At 72.4% G+C, this 22,899-nt stretch carries 20 protein-coding genes; 6 read left to right on the top strand and 14 right to left on the bottom strand.

Annotated features, from left to right (window positions below):
* The first annotated feature begins 34 nt into the window (after nt 1-34).
* Genes ACZ61C_RS20420 through ACZ61C_RS20410 form a run of 3 tightly spaced genes read left to right on the top strand, consistent with a single transcriptional unit; the run spans nt 35 to nt 2,026 of the window.
* Entirely contained in the window at nt 35-847 is an 813-nt protein-coding gene (locus tag ACZ61C_RS20420; RefSeq protein WP_465308876.1) for a helix-turn-helix domain-containing protein, read from the top strand.
* Nucleotides 816-1,244 (top strand): acyl-CoA thioesterase, encoded by a 429-nt coding sequence (locus ACZ61C_RS20415; protein ID WP_465308874.1) that lies wholly within the window; start codon nt 816-818, stop codon nt 1,242-1,244. The genes ACZ61C_RS20420 and ACZ61C_RS20415 overlap by 32 nt, the downstream gene beginning before the upstream one ends.
* A 32-nt stretch (nt 1,245-1,276) precedes the next feature.
* Complete coding sequence (locus tag ACZ61C_RS20410; RefSeq protein ID WP_465308872.1) at nt 1,277-2,026, top strand: class I SAM-dependent methyltransferase; 750 nt, start codon at nt 1,277-1,279, stop codon at nt 2,024-2,026.
* On the opposite strand, the gene ACZ61C_RS20405 is transcribed toward ACZ61C_RS20410, so the two are convergent.
* The 5 genes from ACZ61C_RS20405 to ACZ61C_RS20385 all read right to left on the bottom strand — a co-directional run bounded on the left by ACZ61C_RS20405 (nt 1,998) and on the right by ACZ61C_RS20385 (nt 9,025).
* The gene (locus ACZ61C_RS20405) at nt 1,998-5,303 is read right to left on the bottom strand and encodes an error-prone DNA polymerase (RefSeq protein WP_465308870.1); all 3,306 of its coding nucleotides are present in this window, start codon (nt 5,301-5,303) and stop codon (nt 1,998-2,000) included. The two genes, ACZ61C_RS20410 and ACZ61C_RS20405, sit on opposite strands and share 29 nt — an antisense overlap.
* Nucleotides 5,304-5,615: a hypothetical protein gene (locus ACZ61C_RS20400; protein WP_465308868.1), complete on the bottom strand. Its 312-nt coding sequence runs from the start codon at nt 5,613-5,615 to the stop codon at nt 5,304-5,306.
* A gap of 2 nt (nt 5,616-5,617) precedes the next feature.
* Nucleotides 5,618-7,177 (bottom strand): DNA polymerase Y family protein, encoded by a 1,560-nt coding sequence (locus ACZ61C_RS20395; protein ID WP_465309425.1) that lies wholly within the window; start codon nt 7,175-7,177, stop codon nt 5,618-5,620.
* Nucleotides 7,178-7,598: 421 nt separating this feature from the next.
* Nucleotides 7,599-8,312 carry a hypothetical protein gene (locus tag ACZ61C_RS20390; RefSeq protein ID WP_465308866.1) on the bottom strand — a complete coding sequence of 238 codons (714 nt, stop codon included), beginning with the start codon at nt 8,310-8,312 and terminating at the stop codon, nt 7,599-7,601.
* 152 nt (nt 8,313-8,464) lie between these two features.
* Complete coding sequence (locus ACZ61C_RS20385) at nt 8,465-9,025, bottom strand: HD domain-containing protein (protein ID WP_465308864.1); 561 nt, start codon at nt 9,023-9,025, stop codon at nt 8,465-8,467.
* A gap of 55 nt (nt 9,026-9,080) precedes the next feature.
* Here ACZ61C_RS20385 and ACZ61C_RS20380 point away from each other — a divergent pair, with 55 nt between their 5' ends.
* Nucleotides 9,081-9,569 (top strand): GNAT family N-acetyltransferase, encoded by a 489-nt coding sequence (locus ACZ61C_RS20380; RefSeq protein WP_465308862.1) that lies wholly within the window; start codon nt 9,081-9,083, stop codon nt 9,567-9,569.
* Between the two features lie 41 nt (nt 9,570-9,610).
* On the top strand, nt 9,611-10,372 hold the full coding sequence (locus tag ACZ61C_RS20375; protein ID WP_465308860.1) for a hypothetical protein: 762 nt from the start codon (nt 9,611-9,613) through the stop codon (nt 10,370-10,372).
* A 9-nt stretch (nt 10,373-10,381) separates the two neighbouring features.
* On the opposite strand, the gene ACZ61C_RS20370 is transcribed toward ACZ61C_RS20375, so the two are convergent.
* From ACZ61C_RS20370 to ACZ61C_RS20330, 9 genes are all read right to left on the bottom strand, one after another.
* Nucleotides 10,382-11,161 (bottom strand): hypothetical protein, encoded by a 780-nt coding sequence (locus ACZ61C_RS20370; RefSeq protein WP_465308858.1) that lies wholly within the window; start codon nt 11,159-11,161, stop codon nt 10,382-10,384.
* A gap of 26 nt (nt 11,162-11,187) precedes the next feature.
* Nucleotides 11,188-12,756, bottom strand: a complete 1,569-nt coding sequence (purH, locus tag ACZ61C_RS20365) for a bifunctional phosphoribosylaminoimidazolecarboxamide formyltransferase/IMP cyclohydrolase (protein ID WP_465308856.1) — start codon at nt 12,754-12,756, stop codon at nt 11,188-11,190.
* Complete coding sequence (gene purN, locus ACZ61C_RS20360; RefSeq protein ID WP_465309423.1) at nt 12,746-13,363, bottom strand: phosphoribosylglycinamide formyltransferase; 618 nt, start codon at nt 13,361-13,363, stop codon at nt 12,746-12,748. Before purN ends, purH begins: the two co-directional genes overlap by 11 nt.
* A gap of 78 nt (nt 13,364-13,441) precedes the next feature.
* A complete protein-coding gene (locus ACZ61C_RS20355; protein ID WP_465308854.1) occupies nt 13,442-14,914 on the bottom strand; it encodes a cell division protein PerM in 1,473 nt (490 codons plus the stop codon).
* Between the two features lie 143 nt (nt 14,915-15,057).
* A complete protein-coding gene (locus ACZ61C_RS20350) occupies nt 15,058-15,840 on the bottom strand; it encodes a DUF5336 domain-containing protein (protein WP_465308852.1) in 783 nt (260 codons plus the stop codon).
* A gap of 206 nt (nt 15,841-16,046) precedes the next feature.
* A complete protein-coding gene (gene sucD, locus ACZ61C_RS20345) occupies nt 16,047-16,937 on the bottom strand; it encodes a succinate--CoA ligase subunit alpha (RefSeq protein ID WP_103353387.1) in 891 nt (296 codons plus the stop codon).
* A 2-nt stretch (nt 16,938-16,939) separates the two neighbouring features.
* On the bottom strand, nt 16,940-18,109 hold the full coding sequence (sucC, locus tag ACZ61C_RS20340; protein WP_465308849.1) for an ADP-forming succinate--CoA ligase subunit beta: 1,170 nt from the start codon (nt 18,107-18,109) through the stop codon (nt 16,940-16,942).
* Between the two features lie 118 nt (nt 18,110-18,227).
* Entirely contained in the window at nt 18,228-18,560 is a 333-nt protein-coding gene (locus tag ACZ61C_RS20335; protein ID WP_465308847.1) for a hypothetical protein, read from the bottom strand.
* A 168-nt stretch (nt 18,561-18,728) separates the two neighbouring features.
* Complete coding sequence (locus ACZ61C_RS20330; RefSeq protein WP_465308845.1) at nt 18,729-20,657, bottom strand: hypothetical protein; 1,929 nt, start codon at nt 20,655-20,657, stop codon at nt 18,729-18,731.
* Nucleotides 20,658-21,828: 1,171 nt separating this feature from the next.
* On the opposite strand from ACZ61C_RS20330, the gene ACZ61C_RS20325 reads away from it, so the two are divergent.
* Nucleotides 21,829-22,509, top strand: coding sequence for a M23 family metallopeptidase (locus ACZ61C_RS20325; protein ID WP_465308843.1), 681 nt, complete (start codon nt 21,829-21,831; stop codon nt 22,507-22,509).
* Nucleotides 22,510-22,899 lie beyond the last annotated feature (390 nt).

Raw genomic sequence — 22,899 nt, 5'->3', positions numbered from 1 at the left:
ATAGGACAGTTCTTGACCGCTGCATACTGGTTTGATGGGAATCCCGCTGCGGCCGGTGGCGGCGCGGTCGGTGTACCGCGAAGTCGCGCCGCCGCCCGCGCTCGCCGGTGTGCTGGCCTGCGGCTGGCACGGGCGCACCGGCTGGGCGCGGCCGCTGCGCGTGCTCCCGGACGGCTGCGCGGACCTCGTCTGGGACGGCGACGCGCTCACGGTGGTCGTCACCGTCGGCGCGCCCCTGCGGCTGTGGGTACCCGCGTCGGCGTCGCGCGTGGGCGTGCGGCTGCGGTGCGGGGCCGCGGCCGCCGTGCTCGGGACGTCCCTGCCGGAGCTGTCCCCCGTGACCGAGCTGACCGCCCTCTGGGGTGCCGACGCCCGCCGCGCCGAAGAAGCCCTCGCGCTGGCCACCGATCCCGTCGCACAGCGCGGAATCCTCGAAACCCTCGTCGCGCGCCGGGGAGTGACGCCGGACCGGCGGGTACTGGCCGCCGTTGAAGCGCTCGGCGCGGCCACGCGGACGTCCGAAGTCGACGTGGGGATCAGCGAACGCGCGCTGCGGCGGCACTTCGTCCACGCGGTCGGCGCCGGGCCGAAGCAGCTGCACCGTATCCGGCGTTTCCAGCGGTTCCTGCGTCTCCTGGAACCGCTGGTCGCCGGGCGGACTTCGCTGGCTCGCGCGGCCGCCGACCTCGGTTACGCCGACCAGTCCCACCTCGGCCGCGAATGCCGTCGCCTGTCGGGCTCCTCCCCCGCGGCGCTCGTGCGCGTGGCCGAAAAGTTCCAGACGGCCGCCCTGCCCGCGCGCCACGCTCTTGTCCATGTTCCGAGTCACGATCGCGGTGCGCGCTGACGACCTCGACGTCAACGGCCACGTCCGCGGCCCGGCGTACCTCGCCTACGCCGACCACGCGCGCTGGATGTGCGTCCAGGCGGCGGGAATCGACCCGGCCGCGCTGGCCGCGCGCCGCATCGGGCCGGTGAACCTGGAGACGACGGTGCGGTTCCACCGCGAGCTCGTCCCGGGCGGCGAGGTCTCCGTCAGCTGCGGCTTCGAGTGGGGCGCGGGCAAGACTTCCCGGGTGGCGCAGGAGTTCCACGCACCGGACGGCACGCTGGTCGCGGAGGTGTCCTCGGTGTCGGGCCTGCTGGACCTGGACCGGCGCAGGCTGCTGCCGGACCCCGGCGCGTACTGGCGCGAGCTGGCCGCGCGTCCGGAACTGCTGGGCCTGGCCCCGAAAACCGGATGAGCCGGACCGCGGCGCTCACTACCGTGACGGCCATGCCCGACGAGCACTTCGCCGATCACGACCTTGCCGCGCTGTACGACGCCTTCAACCCACGGGAGAGCAGCGGCGACTTCGAGTTCTACCTGCCGATGATCATGGCCGCCGAGTCGGTGCTCGACGTCGGCTGCGGCACCGGGTCCCTGCTGCACTGGGCGCGCGAATCCGGCCACACAGGACGGCTCGTCGGACTCGACCCGGCCGAGGGCATGCTCGTCCAGGCCCGCCGCCGCGACGACGTCGAGTGGGTGCACGGCGATTTGTCGACCGCCACTTGGGACGGCGAGTTCGACTTCGCGGTGATGACCGGGCACGCGTTCCAGGTGCTGCTGACCGACGACGAGCTGAGGACGGCGTTCTCGGCCCTCCACCGCGCCCTGCGTCCCGGCGGCCGGTTCGGCTTCGACACCCGCAACCCCGCCGCCCGCGGCTGGGAACGCTGGACACCGGAGAACGTGGGCGAAGCCGGCAAAGTCCGGTCGTGGAACAACGCCGGGCCGTTCGAGAACGGGTACGTCACCTTCAGGACCACGTACGAAAGCCCGGACTGGGCCGCGCCCCGGTTCAGCGAGAGCACCCTGCGGTTCCTCGATGTCCTTTCCCTGAACGGGTTCATCGCGGAAGCCGGCCTGGTCGTCGACGAGCAGTACGGCTACTGGGACCGCACCCCCGTGACGGACACGAGCCCCGAGATCGTCACGATCGTGCGCCGGCCGCTCACTGGAAGTCCCGCGACTTCGTCCTGATCCGCATCGGCAGGGCCTCGACGCGGTCGGCGAGCACGCTCACCACGCCGTCGTACTTCTCCACCACCCCGCGGATCAGCAGCGCGGGGCTCGCGCGCGCGACGCGGTGGTAGCGCTGCCACAGGCCGAGCGTGCAGATCACGTTGACCATCCCCGTCTCGTCTTCGATGTTGAGGAAGGTGATCCCGCCGGCGGTCGCCGGGCGCTGCCGGTGTGTGACGGCGCCGCCGATCAGCACCCGCACGCCGTCTTCGAGGTCGACCAGCCCGCTCGCCGGGACGACACCGAGCACGTCGAGACGGTCGCGGATGAACTCGGTCGGGTAGCTGTCCGGCGACACCCCGGTCGCCCAGACATCCGCCGACGCGAGGTCGAGGCCGTCCATCCCCGGCAGCACCGGCGCCTCCGCGAGACTGAGGCCCGGCAGCTTCTCCGGCCGTTCCCCGGCGACCGCGCCCGCCGTCCACAGCGCCTGCCGGCGGTCACCGCCGAACCCGGCGAACGCGCCGGCCGTGGCCAGCGCCTCGATCTGCGGTGTCTTCAGCCGCACGCGGCGGGCGACGTCGGCCATGTCGGTGTAGCGGCCGTTCGCCTCCCGCTCGGCGACGATCCGCTTCGCGAGGTCTTCCCCGATCATCCGGACGGTGCTCAGCCCGGTGCGCACGTCCTGGAACTTCCCCGTACCGGCCTCCAGGGTGGCGTGCGGCAGGCTGCGGTTGATGTCCGGGCCGTGCACGGTGACGCCGTGGCGCCGCGCGTCCGCGACCAGCGACTGCGGTGAGTAGAAGCCCATCGGCTGCGCGCGCAGGAGGCCCGCCAGGAACGCGTCCGGGTGGTAGAACTTGAAGTAGGCGCTGGAAAACACCAGGTGGGCGAAGCTCAGCGCGTGGCTCTCCGGGAAGCCGAAGTTCGCGAACGCCTTGAGCTTCAGGAAGATCTTCTTCGCGAGCTCTTCCTCGACGCCGTTCGCGGCCGCGCCTTCGAGGAACCGCTGCCGCAGCCGGTCCATCTTCCGGTCCGAGCGCTTCGAGCCCATCGCGTGCCGCAGCTGGTCGGCCTCCGCCGCGGTGAAGTTCGCGACGTCCAGGGCGATCTGCATCATCTGCTCCTGGAACAGCGGCACGCCTTTGGTCTTGCGCAACGCGTTCTCCAGCAGCGGGTGGTCGTAGTCCCACTCCTCGATGCCCTGCTTGCGGCGGATGTAGGGGTGCACCGAACCGCCCTGGATCGGGCCGGGCCGGATCAGCGCGACCTCGACCGCGAGGTCGTAGAACTCGGTCGGGCGCAGCCGCGGCAGGGTGGCCAGCTGCGCGCGGCTCTCCACCTGGAACACGCCGATCGCGTCGGCGCGGCAGAGCATGCCGTAGACGTTCTGGTCGGTGAGGTCGAGCTCGGCGAGGTCGACCTTCTCGCCCTTGTGCTCCTCGACGAGGTCGAGCATGTAGTGCAGCGCCGAGAGCATGCCGAGGCCGAGCAGGTCGAACTTGACGAGCCCGGCGGCCGCGCAGTCCTCCTTCTCCCACTGGATGACACTGCGGTCGGCCATCCGCGCCCATTCGACCGGGACGACCTGGCTCACCGGCTCCTGGCACATGACCATGCCGCCGGAGTGGATGCCGAGGTGGCGCGGGAAGTCCTCGAGGGCGAACGCGAGCTGCACGACGTCGTCCGGGATGTCGTGGTCGTGGTCCTTTTCGGTGCTGCGCAAGGATCCCCAGCGGTCGATCTGCTTGCTCCAGGCGTCCTGCTGGCCCGGCGAGTAGCCGAGTGCGCGCGCGGCGTCGCGGACCGCGGACCGGGCGCGGTAGGTGATCACGTTCGCGACCTGCGCGGTTCTCAGGCGGCCGTGCTTCCTGAAGACGTACTGGATGGCTTCCTCACGGCGGTCGGACTCGATGTCGAGGTCGATGTCGGGGTACCCGTCGCGGTCCGGGGCGAGGAAGCGTTCGAAGAGCAGCTTGTTGGCGACCGAGTCGACCTTCGTGATACCGAGCGCGTAACAGACGGCGGAGTTCGCGGCCGAGCCGCGGCCCTGGCAGAGGATCTTGTTGTCGTTGCAGAACCTGACGATGTCCCAGACGATCAGGAAGTACCCGGGAAAACCGAGCTTCTCGATGATCGCCAGCTCGTGCTCGATCTGGGCCCTTGCCTTTTCTTCGTGCTCCTTGCCGCCGAAGCGTTCCTTCGCGCCTTCCTCGGTCAGCCGTCTGAGGTAGACCGCTTCGCTTTCCCCGCCGGGGACGTCGAAGGGCGGCAGTTTCGGGGCGATCAGCTTGAGCGGGAACGCGCATTCCATGCCGAGGAGGGCACTTCTCCGCACGGCGCCGGGGTAGCGCCGGAACAGGACGTCCATTTCGGCGCCGCTGCGCAGGAACGCCGTCCCGGCCGCCGGCAGCCAGCCTTCCAGGTCGTCGATGCCGCGGCGGGCGCGGATCGCGGCGAGCGCGTCGGCCAGCCGGGCGCGTTCGGGCCGGGCGTAGTGCGCGGCGGTGGTGGCCACGGTCGGGAGGTCCAGTTCGCGGGCGAGCTTCGTCAGGACGTCGTTGTGGGTGCTGTCGAGCGGCTGGCGGTGGTCGGTGAGCTCGACGTAGACGTGGTCACGGCCGAAGCGCTCGACCAGGATCTTCAGCTGTTCCCTGGCGGCCGCCGGGCCGTGCGTGACGAGCGCCGAGCGCACCGCGCCCTTGCGGCAGCCGGTCAGCACCACGCACTGCCCGAAGACCTCCTCGGCGACCGCGCCGAGGTCGTACCTCGGGCGGCCCTTCTCGGCGTCGTGGTGGATCTGCCCGGCGGTGATGGCGCGGCAGAGGGCGCGATAACCCTGGTCACCGCGGGCGAGCAGCAGGAGGTGCTCGCCCTCGGGGTCGGCGACGCCGTTCTGCGGGGCGCTCAGCCCGAAGCTCAGCTCGGTGCCGAACACGGTGTTGACGCCGAGCTCTCTGGCCGCCTCGGCGAAGCGGACGACGCCGTACATGCCGTCGTGGTCGGTGAGGGCGATGGCGTCCAGCTTGAGCCGCGCGGCCTCCTCGACCAGCTCCTCGGGGTGGCTGGCGCCGTCGAGGAAGCTGAAGTTGGAGTGGCAGTGCAGCTCGGCGTAGGGCACGCGGACGGCTTCACCGCCGTCGTCGGACCCACGCGCGGGGATGTCCTCGGGGCGCCGGTACTCCTCGCGGTGACGTCCCCAGGCGGGGCTGTCCCCGTGGTCGCCCGGGGGAAGGCCGCCCGCGAGGGTGCGGGCGAGGTCCTTCCACCGGACGGGCGGGTTGTTCCAGCCCATTCACCGGCCCCCGGGGTCGTCACCGCGCTGCTCGGCCTCCCGGCGCAGCCGATGCCAGTTCGACGGGTGGTTCCGGCGGCTGCGTTGCTCGGCCTCGCTCATGGGGCGCGGTTCCCCGCGGCTCATGCGGCAGCCGTTCTCCCGCGAGGAGCGGGGAACGGGAATGGCCTCGCCGGGGAAGATCAGCTCGCCCCGGTGAACCGTCCACTCTTCCTCCTCTACCGCTTCCGCCGTTTCGGCCCCGGGGTGGCGGGCGGGGTCGAAGCCGGCGCGCAGCCAGGCTCGCATCCGTCGTGCGTAGTGCTCGTCCATGCTCAGTCGTACACTCCCTCGACCGTCCACAGTGGATTTTCCGTGCCCGCGCAGTGCACCAGCACCGCGTCGGGTGGCTCGTCTCCTTCCCCGGCGAGCACGAGCTGCAGCCGCGCGCGCCGAGGACCGGACCGGCGGCGGTCACCGGCCAGCGGCCACGGGCCGGCCCAGCCGACGACCTCTCGGTGCCGGCCGCCGAAGCTCAGCCGTCGCGGGGCGCCCGTGACCTGCTCGCGGACCGTGATCCCGACCGCGCGGCCGTCGGCGTCGAAGACCTGGGCCGGCACCGGGCGATCGAGGACCGTCGCCGGCGACGGCGCGGGCAGCCGTCCCGGCCAGGTCGCGTCCGCCGGTGTCGTCCGCTCGCGCGGGTCGCCCCACGGCACCAGGCGGACGCGGCCGGCGGGGTCGCGGCCGCCGTCGAGCAGCGGGGTGAGGACGCCTTCCGGGCCGAGCAGGCCCTGGACCCGCACGAACGCCCGCGCCGCGCGCTCGTCGTCTTCCTCGGAACGGCCGTTCTGCAGGAGGTCGAGCTGCAGCGAGCGTCCTTCGACAACTTCGTCCGGCTCCAGCCGCAGCCGGACGACACCGGACGTCGGGCGCGCACCGGGCGCCGCGCGCAGCCAGCCTTCGAACTGCCAGCGCACCCGATCGGCGACGCCGGCCGGGGTCAGCGGCTCCGCGCAGCGCCAGACCCGGCCGAGGTGCTCGCCCTCTTCGGTGACGGCGTAGATGCCGAGGCGGGTGCAAGCCAGGCCGTGGCCGGCGAGGTCCGCGCAGAAGCGCGTCGCGAGGTTCTTGGCGAGGAAGGCGGCGACGTCGACGCGTTCGACAACGGGGTCGAACTCCTCGGTCAGCGTCAGTTCCGGCGGCGGTCGCCGACGCAGTGGAGGACGTTCGGACCGGCCCCGAGCGAGCCGGTGGGCCAGAACGCCATCGGCGCCGAAGCGGTTGACGACGTCCCGTTCGGGCAGCGCGGCGAAGGCGCCGAGCGTCTTCAGGCCGAGCCGTCGGAGCAGGTCGACGAGCTCCGCGCGGTCGGCCCCGGGCTGGTCGAGCTCGGTGGCGGGCAGCGGCGCGAGGAATTCGGCGACCCGCCCGGGTTCGACGAACTCCCCCAGCCGCGCGGCGAGCGTCGCGGCGAAGAGCCCTTCGGCCACCCCGACCTGACACTCGACCCCGGCGGCGGCCGACACTTCGTCGACAAGCCGTTCGACGAGGGCGTGTTCACCACCGAAGTAGGCAGCGGCCCCGGCGACGGGCACCGCGACCAGCCCGGGCCGCACGACTTCAACGCCGACAACCAGAGCCTCAACGGCCCGAGCAACGGCTTCGAACAGCCGAGCATCCCGGCCGTCATCGGCGGCGAAGACAGCCAGGTCCGGACAGCGCGACTGCGCCTCCCGCCGCCGCATGTTTCGCCGGACGCCATCCCGCCGAGCCCCGGCATTGCAGGCGACAACGCGATTGGCGCTGAAGACGGCGGCAGGTCGGGTAACGGCAACCCCGGCAACCGCCGAGGCGGCGACGGCGGGCCAGTCCGGGCACCAGAGGACGAGCATGCGGGTGGGGGTGGTAGAGGAGCCGCGTTGGGCGGGGACGGTCATGGCGCCTCCCGCGGCGGGGCGGAGTTGGGGTGTCGGCACGCGTGGTTGGAGGGTCGACTCGCGTGATTGAGAGGCCGACACGCGTGATTGAGAGGTCGGCACGCGTGATTGGAGGGTCGACACGCGCACCCGCGCGGTCCGCTCGCGGCCCCATCGGGCCGGCGCCCGTGCTCGGAGGGTCGACACGCGTGATTGAGCAGCCGACTCGCGTGATTGAACGGACGACACGCGTACTCCGACGGACGACACAGGTGCCCAGCCGGACGACACGCGTACTCCGACGGACGACACGCGTACCCAGCCGGACGACACGTGTGCGCTGACCGAGGGCGCGGGGAGTTGGGCCGGCGGGCGGGCGGGAAAGGGCGTGCCGGGGTCATGCGGTGGCCTCCTCGGCGAGGGCCAAGCCCGAAGTGACCACGGCCGGCGGGGCGGAGGTGACCTTTCCTCCGGAGCCGGGCAGGCACAGCTGTGCCGAGACCGGGCGGGCCGCCGCGCCGCGGCCGCGGGCCCGGACCTCGACCCGGCGCTCCTCCAGGTGCCCGTAACCGTCCGCGGGACCCGCCCAGGACGACGGGCTGCAAGACAGCTCGACGTCCGCGCCCGGCCAGGCGCCGAACGTCAGCAGGACCGCTCCGCGGTGACGGGCTCGGGCCGACAGCCGCCGCGCCACGGCTGCCTGGACCGTCTCCGAATGGACCGCCACCACGTCCACGCCGTCGAGCAGCGCCGCCACCACCGCGGGCAGCTCCGCTCCCGGACGCGGGACCAGCGCCAGCCGGGCGAGGTCCGCGCCGTACTCGGCCGCCGCCGCCAGCCCCAGCGACGGCATGCCGACCACCGCCGCCCACGCTCCCGCGGCCGTCGGTTCCGCGAGGAGGGCGAGCAGCAGCGACGTCGAACCGTGGACCGCCACGGTGCTTCCCCGGCGGAGCCCGGCCGCGGGCAGCAGCTCAGCCAGGGCGGGGGCGACCGGGAGCACTCTTCCCGTCACCCGCGCCTGGTCAGCCTGAGCCGCCACCCGGCTCGCCGTGCTCACCCCGGGCAGGGCCGCCAGCCGGGCCACCGGCGGCTCCACCACAGCGGTCACCGCACGCACCTCCCCACCACGGACCAGGCCGGCGGTCGGGCCTCTCCCAAAACACGACCGACGGCACTCGTTCGCCGCGGGGAAGGCGGCGGTTGACGTCGAACACCTGTTCGACGTAGTCCAGTCAACCGTGAACCGCCCGGGGTGTCAAGTCACCCGGTAGTGGGGTACGACGCCTGGAAAGCCAGCCGCGCGTCGGCGTCCGCGGTGAGGCGCTCGAGCTCGTCGTCCAGCGCCATGAAGGCCTCCCACGGCTCCCCGCCGAAGCACGCGGCCGCCCGTTCCTCCAGGTCAGGGACCCGCTTCGCCTTCCACACCTTGTCCGCCAAGCTGACGAGCAGATCTTCGAGCGTGACGTCGGGCGCGGCCCAGGACGCGTGCGTCCGTGCGAAGCGCGCCGAAGCCTCTTCGACGCCCTGTTCAACCAGCAACCGGTACCCCGCCACCTCGTGCAGCGAACCCGGACCGGACAGCTCCGCGGGATGAAGGATCTTCCCGATGTCGTGCGTGGCCGCGCCGAACAGCACCGCCGTGACGTCGAACTCCGTCCGGGGACGTGCCCAGCCGGTCAGCGTGACGGCGACGTCGTGCACCACGCGCAGGTGCGCGCCCAGCCTCGGCGGCGCGCCCAGCGTCTCCAGCAACGCCCGCGCCCGCGGTGGGAGCGGCGCGAAACCCGGAGCGTCGAGAGCGTGGCGCAGGAGATCGGTCACCCCACCAGGGTAATGAAGTTGCCCGCGGGCCCGAGCCGTCACTAGACAGTCCGGCGTGGAGCTCACCGAAGTCCGGCCCGAAGACTGCCCGGAACTGCTGATCCTGCAACGCTGCTGCTGGGTCCAGGAGGCCATCCTCAACGAAACCCTCGACATCCCCGCCCTGCACGAGACCCTCGACGACGTCCGCGACTGGACGAAGACCTGGTCGGTGTGGGTGCTGCGGCACGAGCACCGGCTGGTCGGCGCCGTGCGCGGCCGGCTCGAGCGGGACTGCTGGGAGGTCGGCAGGCTGATGGTCGCGCCGGACTTCGCCGGGCGCGGGCTGGGCCGCCGCCTGCTCGCGCACATCGAGGCGCAGGCGCCGGCCGACGTGCGCCGGTTCGCCCTGTTCACGGGGGCCCGCAGCACGCGCAACATCACGATGTACCAGCGGGCCGGCTACCGGCTCGTCGACGCCCCGGCCGCCACCGGCCACATCGCCGGCGCCGTTTACCTCGAGAAGGACGTCACGCAGCGCAAAAACCCCGGTCCACCCGCCTGACGCTGCGGGGTCGGCTAGATTGCCCGGTGGAGTTCAGGGGGATGACGATGACCGAAGGGCGGAAACGGCCGATCCTGTGGATCGCCGGGGCGCTGGTCGCGGCGGGCGCCGTGCTCGCCGTCGTGCTCACCACCGGCGGCGGGGTGCCCGGCGCCAAGGCCGAGGCGCCGGGGCCGACGACGATGGGCGCGGAGTGGCGCTCGTTCCGCGCCGAGGTCACCGGGATCCGGCCCGGCGGGGACACCGGCCTGTTCGTGCAGGTCGCACTGCCCGGCAAGGACCCGGGCTGCGTCCGGGAGCCGCGGATCGAGCAGGTCGTGGAGTCGAAGACCGACATCCGCGCCGACGTCGTCTACTCGACGCGGCCCGCGGCCGGCGGCTGCCAGGACAAGGTGTCCGCCGAGCTGCGGCTGACGACGAACGCGCCGATCGCGGACCGGACCGTGATCCTCAACGCCGACGCGGGCAACGCCTGGCACAAGCTCGGTGCCGGCTGGGGCCACTGCGACCCGCAGGGCACCTGCGCTCCGCCGGCCGACCACTGCGACCCGGCGTGGATCGGCGCGGCGGTGTCCGCGACGGGTGCCGAAAGCGCCGGCACCACCCGCGCGTGCGACCCGAACTGGCTGGTCCTCGACCTGCTGGTGCGCCAGACCGAACCGCCGTCGCGCAGCGCCTTCCGCTGGAGTGACGCGGGCTGGACGCCGTTCGCGCAGGCCAAGGCGGCCGGCTGCCCAGAGATCCGGGCGGCCGACCCGAAGTTCCCGGTCGCGCTCTGCAAGGAGCTGCCCGCTCCCGCGTGACCGAGGCTTCTAACGCAGCTTCTTGACGACCTCGGCGCCGACGGCCTTCACGGCGTCGTCCGTCTCCTGCTGGGGCATCGCCGAGTTCGAGAAGAACCCCTTGTCCCAGCCGGACACCTCGACGATGACCACCGTCGTGCCCTTCAGGACGTGCAGTTCGGAACCGCTGAACGCGCTGTTCGTGACCAGCCGGACCAGCGCCGCCTTGTCGCCGACGCCCTTGACGTCCGTCGGCGGGACCGCCGGGGCGATCGGCTCGTAGGAGCGGCTGGCCGATTCGCGCGCGCCCTCGCCCGAGTACGTCGTGATGCGCACGCTCAGCGTGGCGTCGCGGACGTTCTCGTCGGTCCCGGGCTTCCAGCTGCAGTTGACCTGCTTCAGGCCCGGCACGTTCGCGGAGCCCGGGCCGCTCAGGGCGAAGCTCGGGAAGCCCGCTTTCTCGAGCGTGGGACCCGGGACCTGGCACTCCGCGGGCACCGGCGACGACGACGGCGCCGCGCCGGTGCTCGCGAAGTAGTCGCTCGCGAAGATCCCCAGCGGGATGCCCGCGCCGAGCAGCACCACCACACCGAGGACGATGCCGAGGATCAGGCCCGTCCGCTTCTTCTTCGGCGGCGGCATCGGCCCGCCGTACCCCGGCGGCGGGTACCCGGGCGGCGGATATCCCTGCTGCGGCGGATATCCCTGCTGCGGCGGATATCCGGGCGGCGGGTAGCCGGGCTGCGGGGGATACGGCCCCTGCTGCCCGTAACCCGGCTGACCCTGCCCGTACGGCGGTGGTTGCTGCATCGAGCCCTCCCTCTCGAAGCGCGGGGTCAGTGCGCGAAGTGGCGCGTCCCCGTCAGGTACATCGTGACGCCCGCCTTCTCCGCGGCCGCGATCACCTCGGGGTCGCGGACCGAGCCACCGGGCTGCACGACCGCGCGCACACCGGCCTCGACCAGCACTTCCAGGCCGTCGGGGAACGGGAAGAACGCGTCCGACGCGCCGACCGAGCCCTTGGCGCGGTCGCCCGCCCGCGACACCGCGAGCCGCGACGAGTCGACGCGGTTGACCTGGCCCATGCCGACGCCGACGGTCGCGCCGTCGGCGGCCAGCAGGATCGCGTTCGACTTCACCGCGCGCAGCGAGCGCCACGCGAACTCGAGGTCGCGCAGGGTCTGCTCGTCGGCCGGGGCGCCGGTCGCGAGCTGCCAGTTGGCCGGGTCGTCGCCCGGCGCGTTGATCGCGTCGACCGTCTGCACGAGGACGCCGCCGGAGATCTGGCGGAACTCGATCGGCGACGGCGCGATCTCGGGGAGCTTCAGCAGCCGGATGTTCTTCTTGCGCTGCAGGATCTCCAGCGCTTCGGAGTCGAAGTCCGGCGCCAGCACGACCTCGGTGAAGACCTCGGCGATCTGCTCCGCGGCCTCGCGGCTGACCGGCCGGTTCGTCGCGATGACGCCGCCGTAGGCCGAAACCGGGTCGCACGCGTGCGCCTTGCGGTGCGCCTCGGCGATGTCCGTGCCGACCGCGATGCCGCACGGGTTGGCGTGCTTGATGATCGCGACGGCGGGCTCGGCGAAGTCGAACGCGGCGCGGCGGGCGGCGTCGGTGTCGACGTAGTTGTTGTAGGACATGGCCTTGCCGTGCAGCTGCTCGGCGTGCGCCAGGCCGGCGCGGTGTCCCTTGTACAGCGCGGCCTTCTGGTGCGGGTTCTCGCCGTAACGCAGCACCTCGCCGCGCTCCCAGCTGACGCCGGAGAACTCGGGGAAGCCGGAGTCGGCAGCGTCCTCATCGGGGGCGTAGACGTTCGAGAACCACGAAGCGACTGCGATGTCGTAGGACGCCGTGTGCGCGTACGCCTGCGCGGCGAGGCGCTTGCGGTCGTCGAGGTCGAAGCCGCCGTCGGCGACGCGCTCCAGCACCCAGGCGTAGCGGGCCGGGTCGACGACGACCGCGACGCTGCCGTGGTTCTTCGCCGCGCCGCGCACCATCGCCGGGCCGCCGATGTCGATGTTCTCGACGCAGTCCTCGGGGCTCGCGCCGGACGCGACGGTCTGCTCGAACGGGTACAGGTTGACCACCAGCAGGTCGAACGCCGCGATGTCCAGCTTCCGCAGCTGCTCGACGTGGTCGGCGTTGCCCTGGTCGGCCAGCAGCCCGGCGTGGACGCGCGGGTGCAGCGTCTTGACGCGGCCGTCCAGCGACTCCGGGAAGCCCGTGACCTCTTCGACCGGCGTGACCGGGACCCCCGCGTCGGCGATGACCTTCGCGGTGCCGCCGGTGGAGACGATCTCGACGCCGGCCGCGTGCAGGCCGGTCGCGAGGTCCAGGAGGCCCGCCTTGTCCGAGACGCCGATCAGCGCCCGGCGGACCGGGCGCCGTCCCAGGTCAGTGCTCACGAAATGTCACCTTTCGTCCGTCCACGGTGCAGCCACCGCGGCCGAGTCGCTCGATCGTTTCCACCAAAAGCCTGCGCTCGACGGCCTTGATCCGTTCGTGCAGGACGTCTTCGGTGTCGTCGTGCTCCACGACGACGGCTTCCTGGGCGATGATCGGCCCGGTGTCGACCCCGGCGTCCGCGAAGTGCACGGTCGAGCCGGTGACCTTGACGCCGGCCTCGAGCGCGTCGCGGACCGCGTGCATCCCGGGGAACGACGGGAGCAGCGCCGGGTGCGTGTTGACCACCGTGAACCGGCTGAGGAACTGCTCGCCCAGGATCTTCATGAACCCGGCGGACACGACGAGGTCGGGCTGGTACACCGCGACGGCCTCGGTCAGCGCCTTGTCCCAGGCGGCGCGGTCGGGGTGGTCGGCGACGCGGACGGTGAACGCCGGGACGTTCACGCGTTCGGCGCGGGTGAGGGCCTCGATGCCGGTGCGGTCGGCGCCGACCGCGAGGACCTTGGCCGGGAAGCCGGACCGGCCGGTGGCGTCCAGCACCGCCTGCAGGAGGGTGCCGGAGCCCGACGCGAGCACGACGAGCTTCACCGGAGTGGGCAGCTCCAACCGTTGAGACAGAGCGGGCTCCTTGCCGCGGGCGGTGCGCAGCCGGTGCGCACGGCGCTTCACCAGGTCACGACAACCCTAACGGTCGGCCTCGTCCGGCTCGACGTCGCCGCAGGTCTCGGTGCCTCCGGTCACAGCTTCGTCCTCGGCCGGGACGTCCTCGAGCCCCGCACTTTCACGTGAAAGTGCGGGGTCCTGGTCGGACCTTTCACGTGAAAGTGCGGGCTCCTCGGACTCTTCGGGCTCTTCTTCGTCCTCTTCGGACGCTTCCGCTGCTTCGAGCTCCTCGACGGCTTCGGCTGCTTCTTCGGCGTCGATGTCGTCGGCGTCTTCGAAGGCTTCGTTGTCCTCAAGCGCTTCGGGCGGCGGCGCGGGCGGCTCGTGCTCACCCGCGAAGAACGCGACGAACGAGCCCGGGATGACGATCCAGCAGAACGCGACGACCGACGCGACCCCGACCGGCACGCTCACCGGGTCGAACGGGCCGTCGCCGAGCCGGCCGCCGGCCAGCGTGCCCAGCACGACGCAGCCCAGCGCGACCACCACCCCGGCGACCGCGACCGTCCGGATGCGCTGTGCCGGGTCGGCGTCGGCCCGGCGCAGCGACCAGCCGACCAGCACGCCGGTCGCCGCGGGCAGCAGGAGCAGCGCCGGCCACCAGGCGCTGTGGTGCTCGGGCAGGCCGCCGAGCAGCGGGACACCCGGCACGGCGCCGCCGCGGTACCCGAACATCCCGACGTTCAGGTCGCCGATCGAGAAGCCGGGCCCGGTGACGAACGACAGCCCGGCCGTCACGGCGTTGGGCAGGTAGAGCAGCGAGAGCAGGAAGAGCCCGAAGCTGCTGCCGAACGCGGGCTCGTACATGTCGGCCACCGTCGACCACGACAGCGCCGTCGCGACCGTGAACACCGCGGCGCCGCAGGCCACCAGCACCGCGAGGCCCGCCGCGCCCGCGCGGACCCCGCGCAGCGCCAGCGGGTCGAGCCGGTCGGCGACGACGTCGGGCAGCCCGCAGCTCCGGAAGACGCCCACGGCCGAGGCCGCTCCGGCGAGCAGTCCCGGCACGGCGAAGGCCGTCACCGGGTTCGCCGCCACCGGGGACCCTTGGGCGCAGAACGCGATGACCAGCCCGAACAGCGCGTGCGCGCCGGTGATCGTGACGACCACCGGCAGCGCTTCGCGGGGCGACCGGCAGCCGAGGCGCTGGGCGGCGCCGGACGCCGTCCGCGCGGCCAGCGCGAGCGCCCCCAGCGTCGGCAGCAGCGGCAGGACGCCGAGCGGGTGGCCGCCGAGGCCGAGGCGCACCTGGTGCGCGGCGAGCCAGCCGGGCCCGGCCGCGAGCAGCACCCCGGTGCCGGTGAAGGCGCCGCGGCCGGCGGTCAAGGTGACCAGCGTCAGCAGCGTCGCGACGGCGGCGTAACCCGTGACCAGAGGGCCGAGCGCGGCGGCGAGCAACACCCGCACCCGCGCCGCCCGGGAAAGTTCGACGTCGGGTTCGAGGTCGCCCACCGGCTCTTCGCGGGAGTCGGTGAGCACGTCCATGATCCGCACCCTGACATCCGCGCTGCTCCGACCGGGTGAGCCACGCCGCCGTCGGCCGGCGTGGGGAAGCTAACCCACCCGGTCGAGTAACGCCCGGAGCGCAAAACACCCGCCGTGACACAGAGCGTCACAGCGGGTGTTTTGGACCGGCGTCAGTTCGACTTGCCGAAGCCACCGGGCGGCGTGCCCGGGTTGTCCGACGGCGGCTGCTGGAAGAACGAGCCCTGCTGCGGGGCGTACGTCGTGGCCTGCTGCCCCGGCGGCGGCGTGGTCGACGGCGGGTTCGGCGAGCCGTACTGGCCCTGCGAGAACGGCGCCGACGGCTCGCCCGTCTGGGCCACCGGGCCCGGCGGCTGCTGGCCGTACTGCTGACCCGGCTGGCCGTACTGCTGCTGGCCGGGCTGCCCGCCCTGGCCCGGCTGGCCGTACTGGGCGCCGTACTGCGGGGCAGCGGCCGGCTTCGACGCCGGCGGCTTGATGACGTCGTGCTCGATCAGCAGCGCGGCGACCGCGGCGGCCATCTGCAGGAAACCCAGGATCAGGATGACGGTGACGATGCCGGGCGTCGTCTGCAGGCTGATCAGCGTGTCGAGGACGTCGAGCGCCCCGAGGACGCTGAACAGCGCCGCGAACGGCAGCGTCTTCGGGCCCCTCGGCAGCACGTGGAGCCCGGCGAGCAGACCGCCACCGAGCAGGAAGACCCCGCCGAGGCCGACTTCACCGGCGTCGGCGAAACCGAGGAAGTACTGCACGAGGCTGAGGGCGGCGACGACCAGGGCGAGCAGCATCGGCAGGTTCTGCGGCAGACCCGCCGGACCCGACGGCGCCTGGTGCGAGTGGTGCTGCTGCGGGAGGCCACCGGTGGGCAGCGGTCCGGGGGGCTGCTGGCCGCCACCCTGCTGGGGGTAGCCGGGCCCGCCGCTGGGGAAGGTCATCGGATGCACTCCTGTCGGTTCGACCGGCACTCCGGGGTGCGAGGACACCCGGGGAAGACGAGGCGGCTTGCGTGCGCAGAACGCTAGCGCACTCGGTGGCCACCGACCCATCAGACGCGTGAATACCTCAGGAGGTTTCGTCCCGAAACGCAGGAGAGCCGGGCACCTGTGCGGCGCCCGGCTCCACCTGCGGTTACTCGCTGTGCTCAGCCGAGGTTGTTGTACAGCTCACGCGCGAGGACGGCGGTCTCGCTCGGGGTCTTCCCGACCTTGACGCCGGCGGCCTCGAGGGCCTCCTTCTTCGCGGCGGCCGTGCCGGAGGAGCCCGACACGATGGCGCCCGCGTGGCCCATGGTCTTGCCCTCGGGCGCGGTGAAGCCCGCGACGTAACCGACGACCGGCTTCGTCACGTTCTCCTTGATGTAGGCCGCGGCACGCTCTTCGGCGTCGCCACCGATCTCGCCGATCATCACGATGACCTTGGTCTCGGGGTCCGCCTCGAACGCCTCGAGGGCGTCGATGTGCGTGGTGCCGATGATGGGGTCACCGCCGATGCCGACCGCGGTGGAGAAGCCGATGTCCCGCAGCTCGTACATCATCTGGTAGGTCAGCGTGCCGGACTTCGACACGAGGCCGATCTGGCCCGGGCCGGAGATGTCGGCCGGGATGATGCCGGCGTTCGACTTGCCCGGGCTGATCACGCCGGGGCAGTTCGGCCCGATGATCCGGGTCGTGCCGCCCTTCGCGACCGCGTGCGCCCAGAAGTAGGCCGAGTCGTGCACCGGGATGCCCTCGGTGATGACGACCGCGAGGGGGATCTCGGCGTCGATCGCCTCGACGACCGCGTCCTTCGCGAACTTCGGCGGCACGAAGATGACCGACACGTCCGCGCCGGTCTCCTTGATCGCCTCTTCGACCGTGCCGAAGACCTTGAGGTCCTTGCCCTCGATGGTGACGGTCTGGCCGGCCTTGCGGGCGTTGACGCCACCCACGATGTTCGTGCCGGACTTCAGCATCTTGGTCGCGTGCTTCATGCCCTCGGAGCCGGTGAGCCCCTGCACGATGACCTTGCTGTTCTCGTTCAGGAAGATCGACATCTTCACGCACCTGCCGCGGCGAGCTCGGCAGCCTTGTCGGCCGCGTTGTCCATTGTGTCCACCACGGTGACCAGCGGGTGGTTCGCGTCGGCCAGGATCTGGCGACCCTCGACGACGTTGTTGCCGTCCAGGCGGACGACCAGCGGCTTGGTGGCCTCGTCGCCCAGGATCTTCAGGGCCTCGACGATGCCGGTGGCCACCGCGTCGCACGCGGTGATGCCGCCGAAGACGTTGACGAAGACGCTCTTCACGTCGGTGTCGTTGAGGATGACGTCCAGCCCGGCCGCCATGACCTCGGCCGACGCGCCGCCGCCGATGTCGAGGAAGTTCGCCGGCTTCACGCCGCCGTGCTTCTCGCCCGCGTACGCCACGACGTCCAAAGTGGACATGACGAGGCCCGCGCCGTTGCCGATGATGCCGACCTGGCCGTCGAGCTTGACGTAGTTGAGGTTCTTGGCCTTGGCCTTCGCCTCGAGCGGGTTCTCCGCGTCCTTGTCCACCAGGGCCTCGTGGCCCGGCTGGCGGAAGTCCGCGTTCTCGTCGAGGGTGACCTTGCCGTCGAGGGCGATGATCTTGTCCTGCGGGTCGCGGACCAGCGGGTTGACCTCGACCAGCGTGGCGTCCTCGGAGACGAAGGTCTCCCAGAGCTTCACGACGACGTCGGCGGCCTCGTCGATGATGTCGGCCGGGAAGTTGCCGGCCTTCAGGATCTCGAGCGCCTTCGCCTTGTCGACACCGGTGATCGAGTCGACCGGGATCTTGGCGAGCGCCTCGGGGCGCTCGACGGCGAGCTGCTCGATCTCCATGCCGCCCTCGGAGGACGCCATCGCCAGGAAGGTCCGGTTGGACCGGTCCAGCAGGAAGGAGAAGTAGTACTCGGACGCGATGTCCGAGGCTTCGGCCACGAGCACGCGACGCGTGATGTGGCCCTTGATGTCGAGGCCGAGAATGGCTTCCGCCTTCTCCTTCGCCTCGTCCGGCGTCTGGGCCAGCTTGACGCCGCCCGCCTTCCCGCGGCCGCCGACCTTCACCTGCGCCTTGACGACGACCTGGTTGCCGATCTGCTCCGCGGCGGTCTTGGCTTCTTCGGGGGTGCTAGCCACCGAGCCCGGCAGAACCGGTACTCCGTGGGCGGCGAAGAGATCCCTCGCCTGGTACTCGTAGAGGTCCACTACTCCAGTCTCCTGACGACACGCCACTGCAGGTGGTCCGCGACCGGACCGCGCTGTCGGACCAGTCGAGGTTAGCGACCTGCGCGAACGGCGGGGACTCCGCATCCGGTGAAGTCGGTCACCGTGTGCGGTCAGACGGTGTTCCCGAGGTGTGAGACCGCCCACCGGACAACCATTTCGCGGCTTCGGAGGGGGTCTCGAAGTCTCCGGCCGTGAAGAGGCGGAGGTCGTGGAGGGTGTCCTCGAGGTGGCCGGGCGGAGGCTCGCCGAGCACGCCGACGGCGTCGGGGTCCTCCTGTTCGGCCGTGCGGACGATCTGTTCGACGGTGTCGAGGGGCCCGGCGTGGATGACCTCCATGCCTTCGTCGCGGAGGGTGCGGGCGAGGGAGACGGCCGTGGGGTCGGGGCGGGTGAACTCGACCAGGAGCACTCGGAGGCGGTTGCGGGTCATGGGGTGGGGTCGTTCCGGGTGAGGTTCGGGTGGGCGGCGCTCGTTGGTCGGGGTGCGCTCGGCAGCGCGCAGGCCGGCGGCGCGGCAGCTAGGACGGGGGCGTCACTCGGCGGCTGCGCGTCACTCCATGCCGCGTCGGCCGGTGGTGGGGTGCTCATCGGCCGGGCTTCATGGGGCACGGCGGGTGCCCGCCGCCGACATTCCCGCCGCGATGAGCAGGGCGGCCGCTGCGGCGAGCGTGACCCAGAAGCCGGTTGCCGGGCTTGCGTTGCCGAGGGTGCCGCCGACCAGGGGCAGCTCCGCCGCGTGGAGCGCCGCCAGCAGTGCCGCGCCGGTCAGCAGCGCCGCTGCGGGCTTCGGGCGTGAGCGCAGGGCCAGCCCCGCCGCGCCCACCACCACCGCCGCCGCCGTGAACAGGCCCCACGACGGGGTGTCGAGGTTCGACCAGAGCCCGGGCGCCACGTAACCCGGCACGCTGAAGACCGGCAGCCCGAACCCGGCCACCGCCAGCACCCCGCCGGCCACCACCGGGGTGAGTACGCCGGCGGCTGCCGTTGTGCCGTCGCCCGCGTCCTCGCGTTCGACTACTCCGGTCCCGGCGGCGGCGAGTGCGGCCAGGACCGCGAGGACGAGGGCGGCGAACGTCCAGGCGGCTCCGGCGCCGAGGTCATACGTGAACGCGGGCGCCGCGCCGGTCGGGCCGGCGCCGCCGAAACCGGCGAGGTTGCCGGCCTGGGTCGCGGTGAGTGCGGTGTTGAGGACGGCCGTGCCGGCCAGGACGACCCCGGCCCAGGCGACCCCGAGAACCGGCCGCGCGACGGCGGCCGTCTTCGGCACGAGCGTCCCGAGTGCGACGACGGCGAGCACCACCGCGGCGACGAGCAGGAACCACCGGGCCGGACTCTCGGCGGCCGCGCTGACCGGCGCGGTGGCGCCGGGGTTCAGTGCGCTGACCGCGACCTGCGGCGCGAACGTGCCGATCACGGCGGCGAGCGCGGTGGCGAGGCCGAGCAGTCCGGTGGTGAGCCGCCACCAGAAGAGGCCGGGGAGCTTCAGGTCGGCTTCGGTGTCGGCGGCTTTCTCGGTGAGCCGGGTGAAGGCGAGGCCGCCGATGATCGCCGTCGTGACGAGGACGAGGACCGGGCCCCAGGCGACGTGCAGGTCGTCGCGGTAGAGGCCGGCCAGCACGGGCGGCGCGGCGACCCCGAAAGCGGCGGCGGTCAGGCCGGCGAGCGCGCCCCGGGCGACACGTTCGTTCGGCGCGGCGAGGGCGAGCGAGGCGGCCAGCGGCAGCGCAGCGGCGAGCAGCAGGTAGCCGCCGAGCGCGGGCCAGGGCCCTTCGAAAGCCGAGCGCGCGAGGAGGAAGCCGTTGTCCGAGCCCACGGGAGCGGTCAGCAGCCCGACCGACGCCGTGACGGCGAGCAGCGGGACGAGCAGGCGCCACCGGCGGCGTTCGGGCTCGTCGTCCCTCCGGTTCGCCCGCCAGGCGGCGACGCCCGCGGTCACGGAGAGCACGTCCGCGACGAGGAGCAGCCAGAACCCGGCGCCGACGGCCGAGCCGCCGACGAACCGGACGGGCAGGTAGAGCTCGGGCCGGATGGTGAGGGGGCCGTTGACGGCGAACTGCAGGTCGAGCACCAGCCGGCCGGGCGCGAGGGCGGCGAGGCCCAGAACGATCCCGCCGGCCAGCCCGGTCTTCCCCGCGCCGGCGGCCCAGATCGCGGCGACGGCGGGGCCGAGAGCGAGGACGGCCAGCGGGGGCCAGCCGGCGAACCCGGGCCCGGCGGCCGGCGAGACGGGAACAAAGGCGGCGACGGCAAGAGCGACAGCGGCCAAGGCGGCGAGCACAAGGGCGACGCGGAGGGGGCCGCGGTCGGTGTCGTCGGCCCAGAGTTCACGCGGGTCGTAGGCGGGTTCCGGCTTTTCGTCGGCTTTCAGCGCGGACTTGGCGGGTTGCGCCGCGGGCTTCCGCTTGCCGGTGGGACGGGAGGTCGCGGAGCGCGAGGCGGGCCCGGAGGAACGGGGGTCCGGGTCGGGCTCGGGATCGCGGGGAGAGCCGGGGGCGCTCCCGGTGGGGTGCTCTGAGCGTGGGGGCATTGCCCGCGACGCTAGCAAGCCCGGCCGTTCGGAGCCCGCCACCGTGGCCCGAGTCGCCGAGCGGCGGGTGGCGGTCGGCGGGTGCGGCGACGGGCATGGGTGGCGATGCGGGTTGAGGTCGACCCGCGGCGGTTGGTGCGGGTTGCCGATTGGCGCGGTAGTCCGAGGCGGGGGAGCTGGTTCGCGGCGATTCGGGCGGGCCGCTGGGTGGTGAGGCGAGTGCGCGGCTATCGCCCGGACGGCAAGCGGTGGAGGCGCCCCTCGGCAGCTGCGTGCGCGCCGGGCGGTGAGGCGAATGCGCGGCTGTCGCCCGGTCGATAAGCGGCGGGGACGCCATCGGCAACTGCGTGGACGCCGGGCGGTGAGGCGCGCGCGATCGTCGGCGGGGCGTGGGGCGGCCGCCCAGGGGTGGCGGCCGCGGTACCCCTGGGGCGGTCGGCGCAGTTGCGGCGCCGGAGGCTGGGGGCCGCAGTGGGTGCGGAAAAGGGGCTGGTGCTGGGCGGGGAGGCTGCGTTGAGTCCCCGAGGTGCCGGATTCGATGACCGCCGCCGCCCTGGGGCGAGTCGGTGAGTGGCGGGTTCTTGTCGGCGAACGGATCGGCTCTTGCGCGTCGGCGGGGTCCGAAATGGGCGTTGTGGGCCTTTTTCGGGGCCGCCGCGGGGCGATCAAGGCGTCGAAGAAGCCTCAACATCGGCTCGCAAACCCTTATTCCGCGACTTTTGGCCTCAAACATGCCCCGGAGGACCTCTGGTGGTCCTTCACCGGCTTCGGACCCTGTAAGCCAAGTCACACCGAACGCGGTAAACCCCCTCTAACTTTGGGTAATTGGCACAGGTGAGCGCCGGATCGGAGCGACCCGTTCGGCCGACGCGGGGGCCAGATCTTGCTTACAGCGGTGCCCCTTCGTTACTGTCCCCCGGTCCCCATTACAGTCAGGTCACGAAGTAGGACGACGAGCGAACCACCCCCGAGGTTGGCTCACCGGGTTCCCCCGCCCGCAGTCCTCAGACCCGGCTCCCCGACGATGGAAGGCCCTGTCTTGGCTTCACACCGCTCCCCCGGCGGCCAAGCTCCTTCCCCGGCACTGAAGGACGCACTGGAAGGTGCGGTCGTTCGTGTCCGGGGTGCGCACCGCATCGCCCCGCCCTCCTCGGCCCTTCGCGGCCGTGTTGTGGTTGCCGCTGTTGCGGCCGGTGCGTTCGCTGCCGCTGCTGCGGGCTCGACCCTCAAGACAGTCACCGACTCCGACGTCGCCGTGACGCCGCTGGCCAACAGCCAGGACGCCAGCGCTTCCCTGACCGCGGGGGGTGCGGGCACCGGGGGCGCCCCGGAGCTCCTGCCGACCGGCCACGCCGTCGACGCCTCCGCCGAGGCCGCGAAGCTTTCCGACAGCGCTTCGATCACCCAGGCCCGCGAGCAGCGCGAAGCCGACGCCGCCAAGAAGGCCGCCGAAGAAGCCGCTCGCCCGAAGACCTGCCTGCCGGCGCACGGCACCTTCACCTCGGGCTTCGGCGCCCGGTGGGGCACGAGCCACCTCGGCATCGACATCGCCAACGCGATCGGCACCCCGATCTACGCCGCCTCCGACGGCACCGTGATCGACGCCGGCCCCGCCAGCGGCTTCGGCCTCTGGGTCCGCGTGCAGCTCGACGACGGCACGATCCAGGTCTACGGCCACATGAACAGCTTCTCCGTCAAGGAGGGCCAGAAGGTCAAGTGCGGCCAGCAGATCGCCGAGATCGGCAACCGTGGTCAGAGCACCGGCCCGCACCTGCACTTCGAGGTCTGGCAGAACGGCACGAAGAAGATCGACCCCCGGCCTTGGCTGGCCGCGCGCGGCATCGTCATCTGAGCCGGCCGACCACACCACCAGGTCGTCCAGACCACCCGAGCCGGAACCGCGGCCGCACGCCGACGCGGGAAACCCGGCCGTAGCACCATGATCCGCCGCCGAGGACCGATGACGCTCCTCGGCGATGAGAACACCCGGCACCCGCGCCGCGCGATCACCTGACGCCGAAAGCTCCTCAGGCCGCCGCCACCAAGCGCGGACACCCAAGACCACGCCGAACCTCGCCAAAGCCGCCTGAAAGCCTCTCAGCGCCCGGAAACGGCTAACGCTGCCCATCGGGCAACCGCCGGATGAAGTACGCCACGGCGACCTGCCACACCGTGCAGAACTCCGCGGAGCGGCGCGCAGGCAGCCAGCCCCACGGGACGCGGGCCCCGGCGCCCCCCGCGG

Source organism: Amycolatopsis sp. NPDC104587, assembly GCF_055583645.1.
Note: the sequence above shows the minus strand (reverse complement) of the source record. Positions and strands in the feature narration are given on the sequence as shown.

Excerpts from the sequence above, each read along its gene's own strand:
- ACZ61C_RS20420 (WP_465308876.1), top strand. The coding sequence starts at position 35 with ATGGGAATCCCGCTGCGGCCGGTGGCGGCGCGGTCGGTGTACCGCGAA.
- ACZ61C_RS20415 (WP_465308874.1), top strand. The coding sequence starts at position 816 with ATGTTCCGAGTCACGATCGCGGTGCGCGCTGACGACCTCGACGTCAAC.
- ACZ61C_RS20410 (WP_465308872.1), top strand. The coding sequence starts at position 1,277 with ATGCCCGACGAGCACTTCGCCGATCACGACCTTGCCGCGCTGTACGAC.
- ACZ61C_RS20405 (WP_465308870.1), bottom strand. The coding sequence starts at position 5,303 with ATGGGCTGGAACAACCCGCCCGTCCGGTGGAAGGACCTCGCCCGCACC.
- ACZ61C_RS20400 (WP_465308868.1), bottom strand. The coding sequence starts at position 5,615 with ATGGACGAGCACTACGCACGACGGATGCGAGCCTGGCTGCGCGCCGGC.
- ACZ61C_RS20395 (WP_465309425.1), bottom strand. The coding sequence starts at position 7,177 with ATGCTCGTCCTCTGGTGCCCGGACTGGCCCGCCGTCGCCGCCTCGGCG.
- ACZ61C_RS20375 (WP_465308860.1), top strand. The coding sequence starts at position 9,611 with ATGACGATGACCGAAGGGCGGAAACGGCCGATCCTGTGGATCGCCGGG.
- ACZ61C_RS20370 (WP_465308858.1), bottom strand. The coding sequence starts at position 11,161 with ATGCAGCAACCACCGCCGTACGGGCAGGGTCAGCCGGGTTACGGGCAG.
- ACZ61C_RS20350 (WP_465308852.1), bottom strand. The coding sequence starts at position 15,840 with ATGACCTTCCCCAGCGGCGGGCCCGGCTACCCCCAGCAGGGTGGCGGC.
- sucD (WP_103353387.1), bottom strand. The coding sequence starts at position 16,937 with ATGTCGATCTTCCTGAACGAGAACAGCAAGGTCATCGTGCAGGGGCTC.
- ACZ61C_RS20335 (WP_465308847.1), bottom strand. The coding sequence starts at position 18,560 with ATGACCCGCAACCGCCTCCGAGTGCTCCTGGTCGAGTTCACCCGCCCC.
- ACZ61C_RS20330 (WP_465308845.1), bottom strand. The coding sequence starts at position 20,657 with ATGCCCCCACGCTCAGAGCACCCCACCGGGAGCGCCCCCGGCTCTCCC.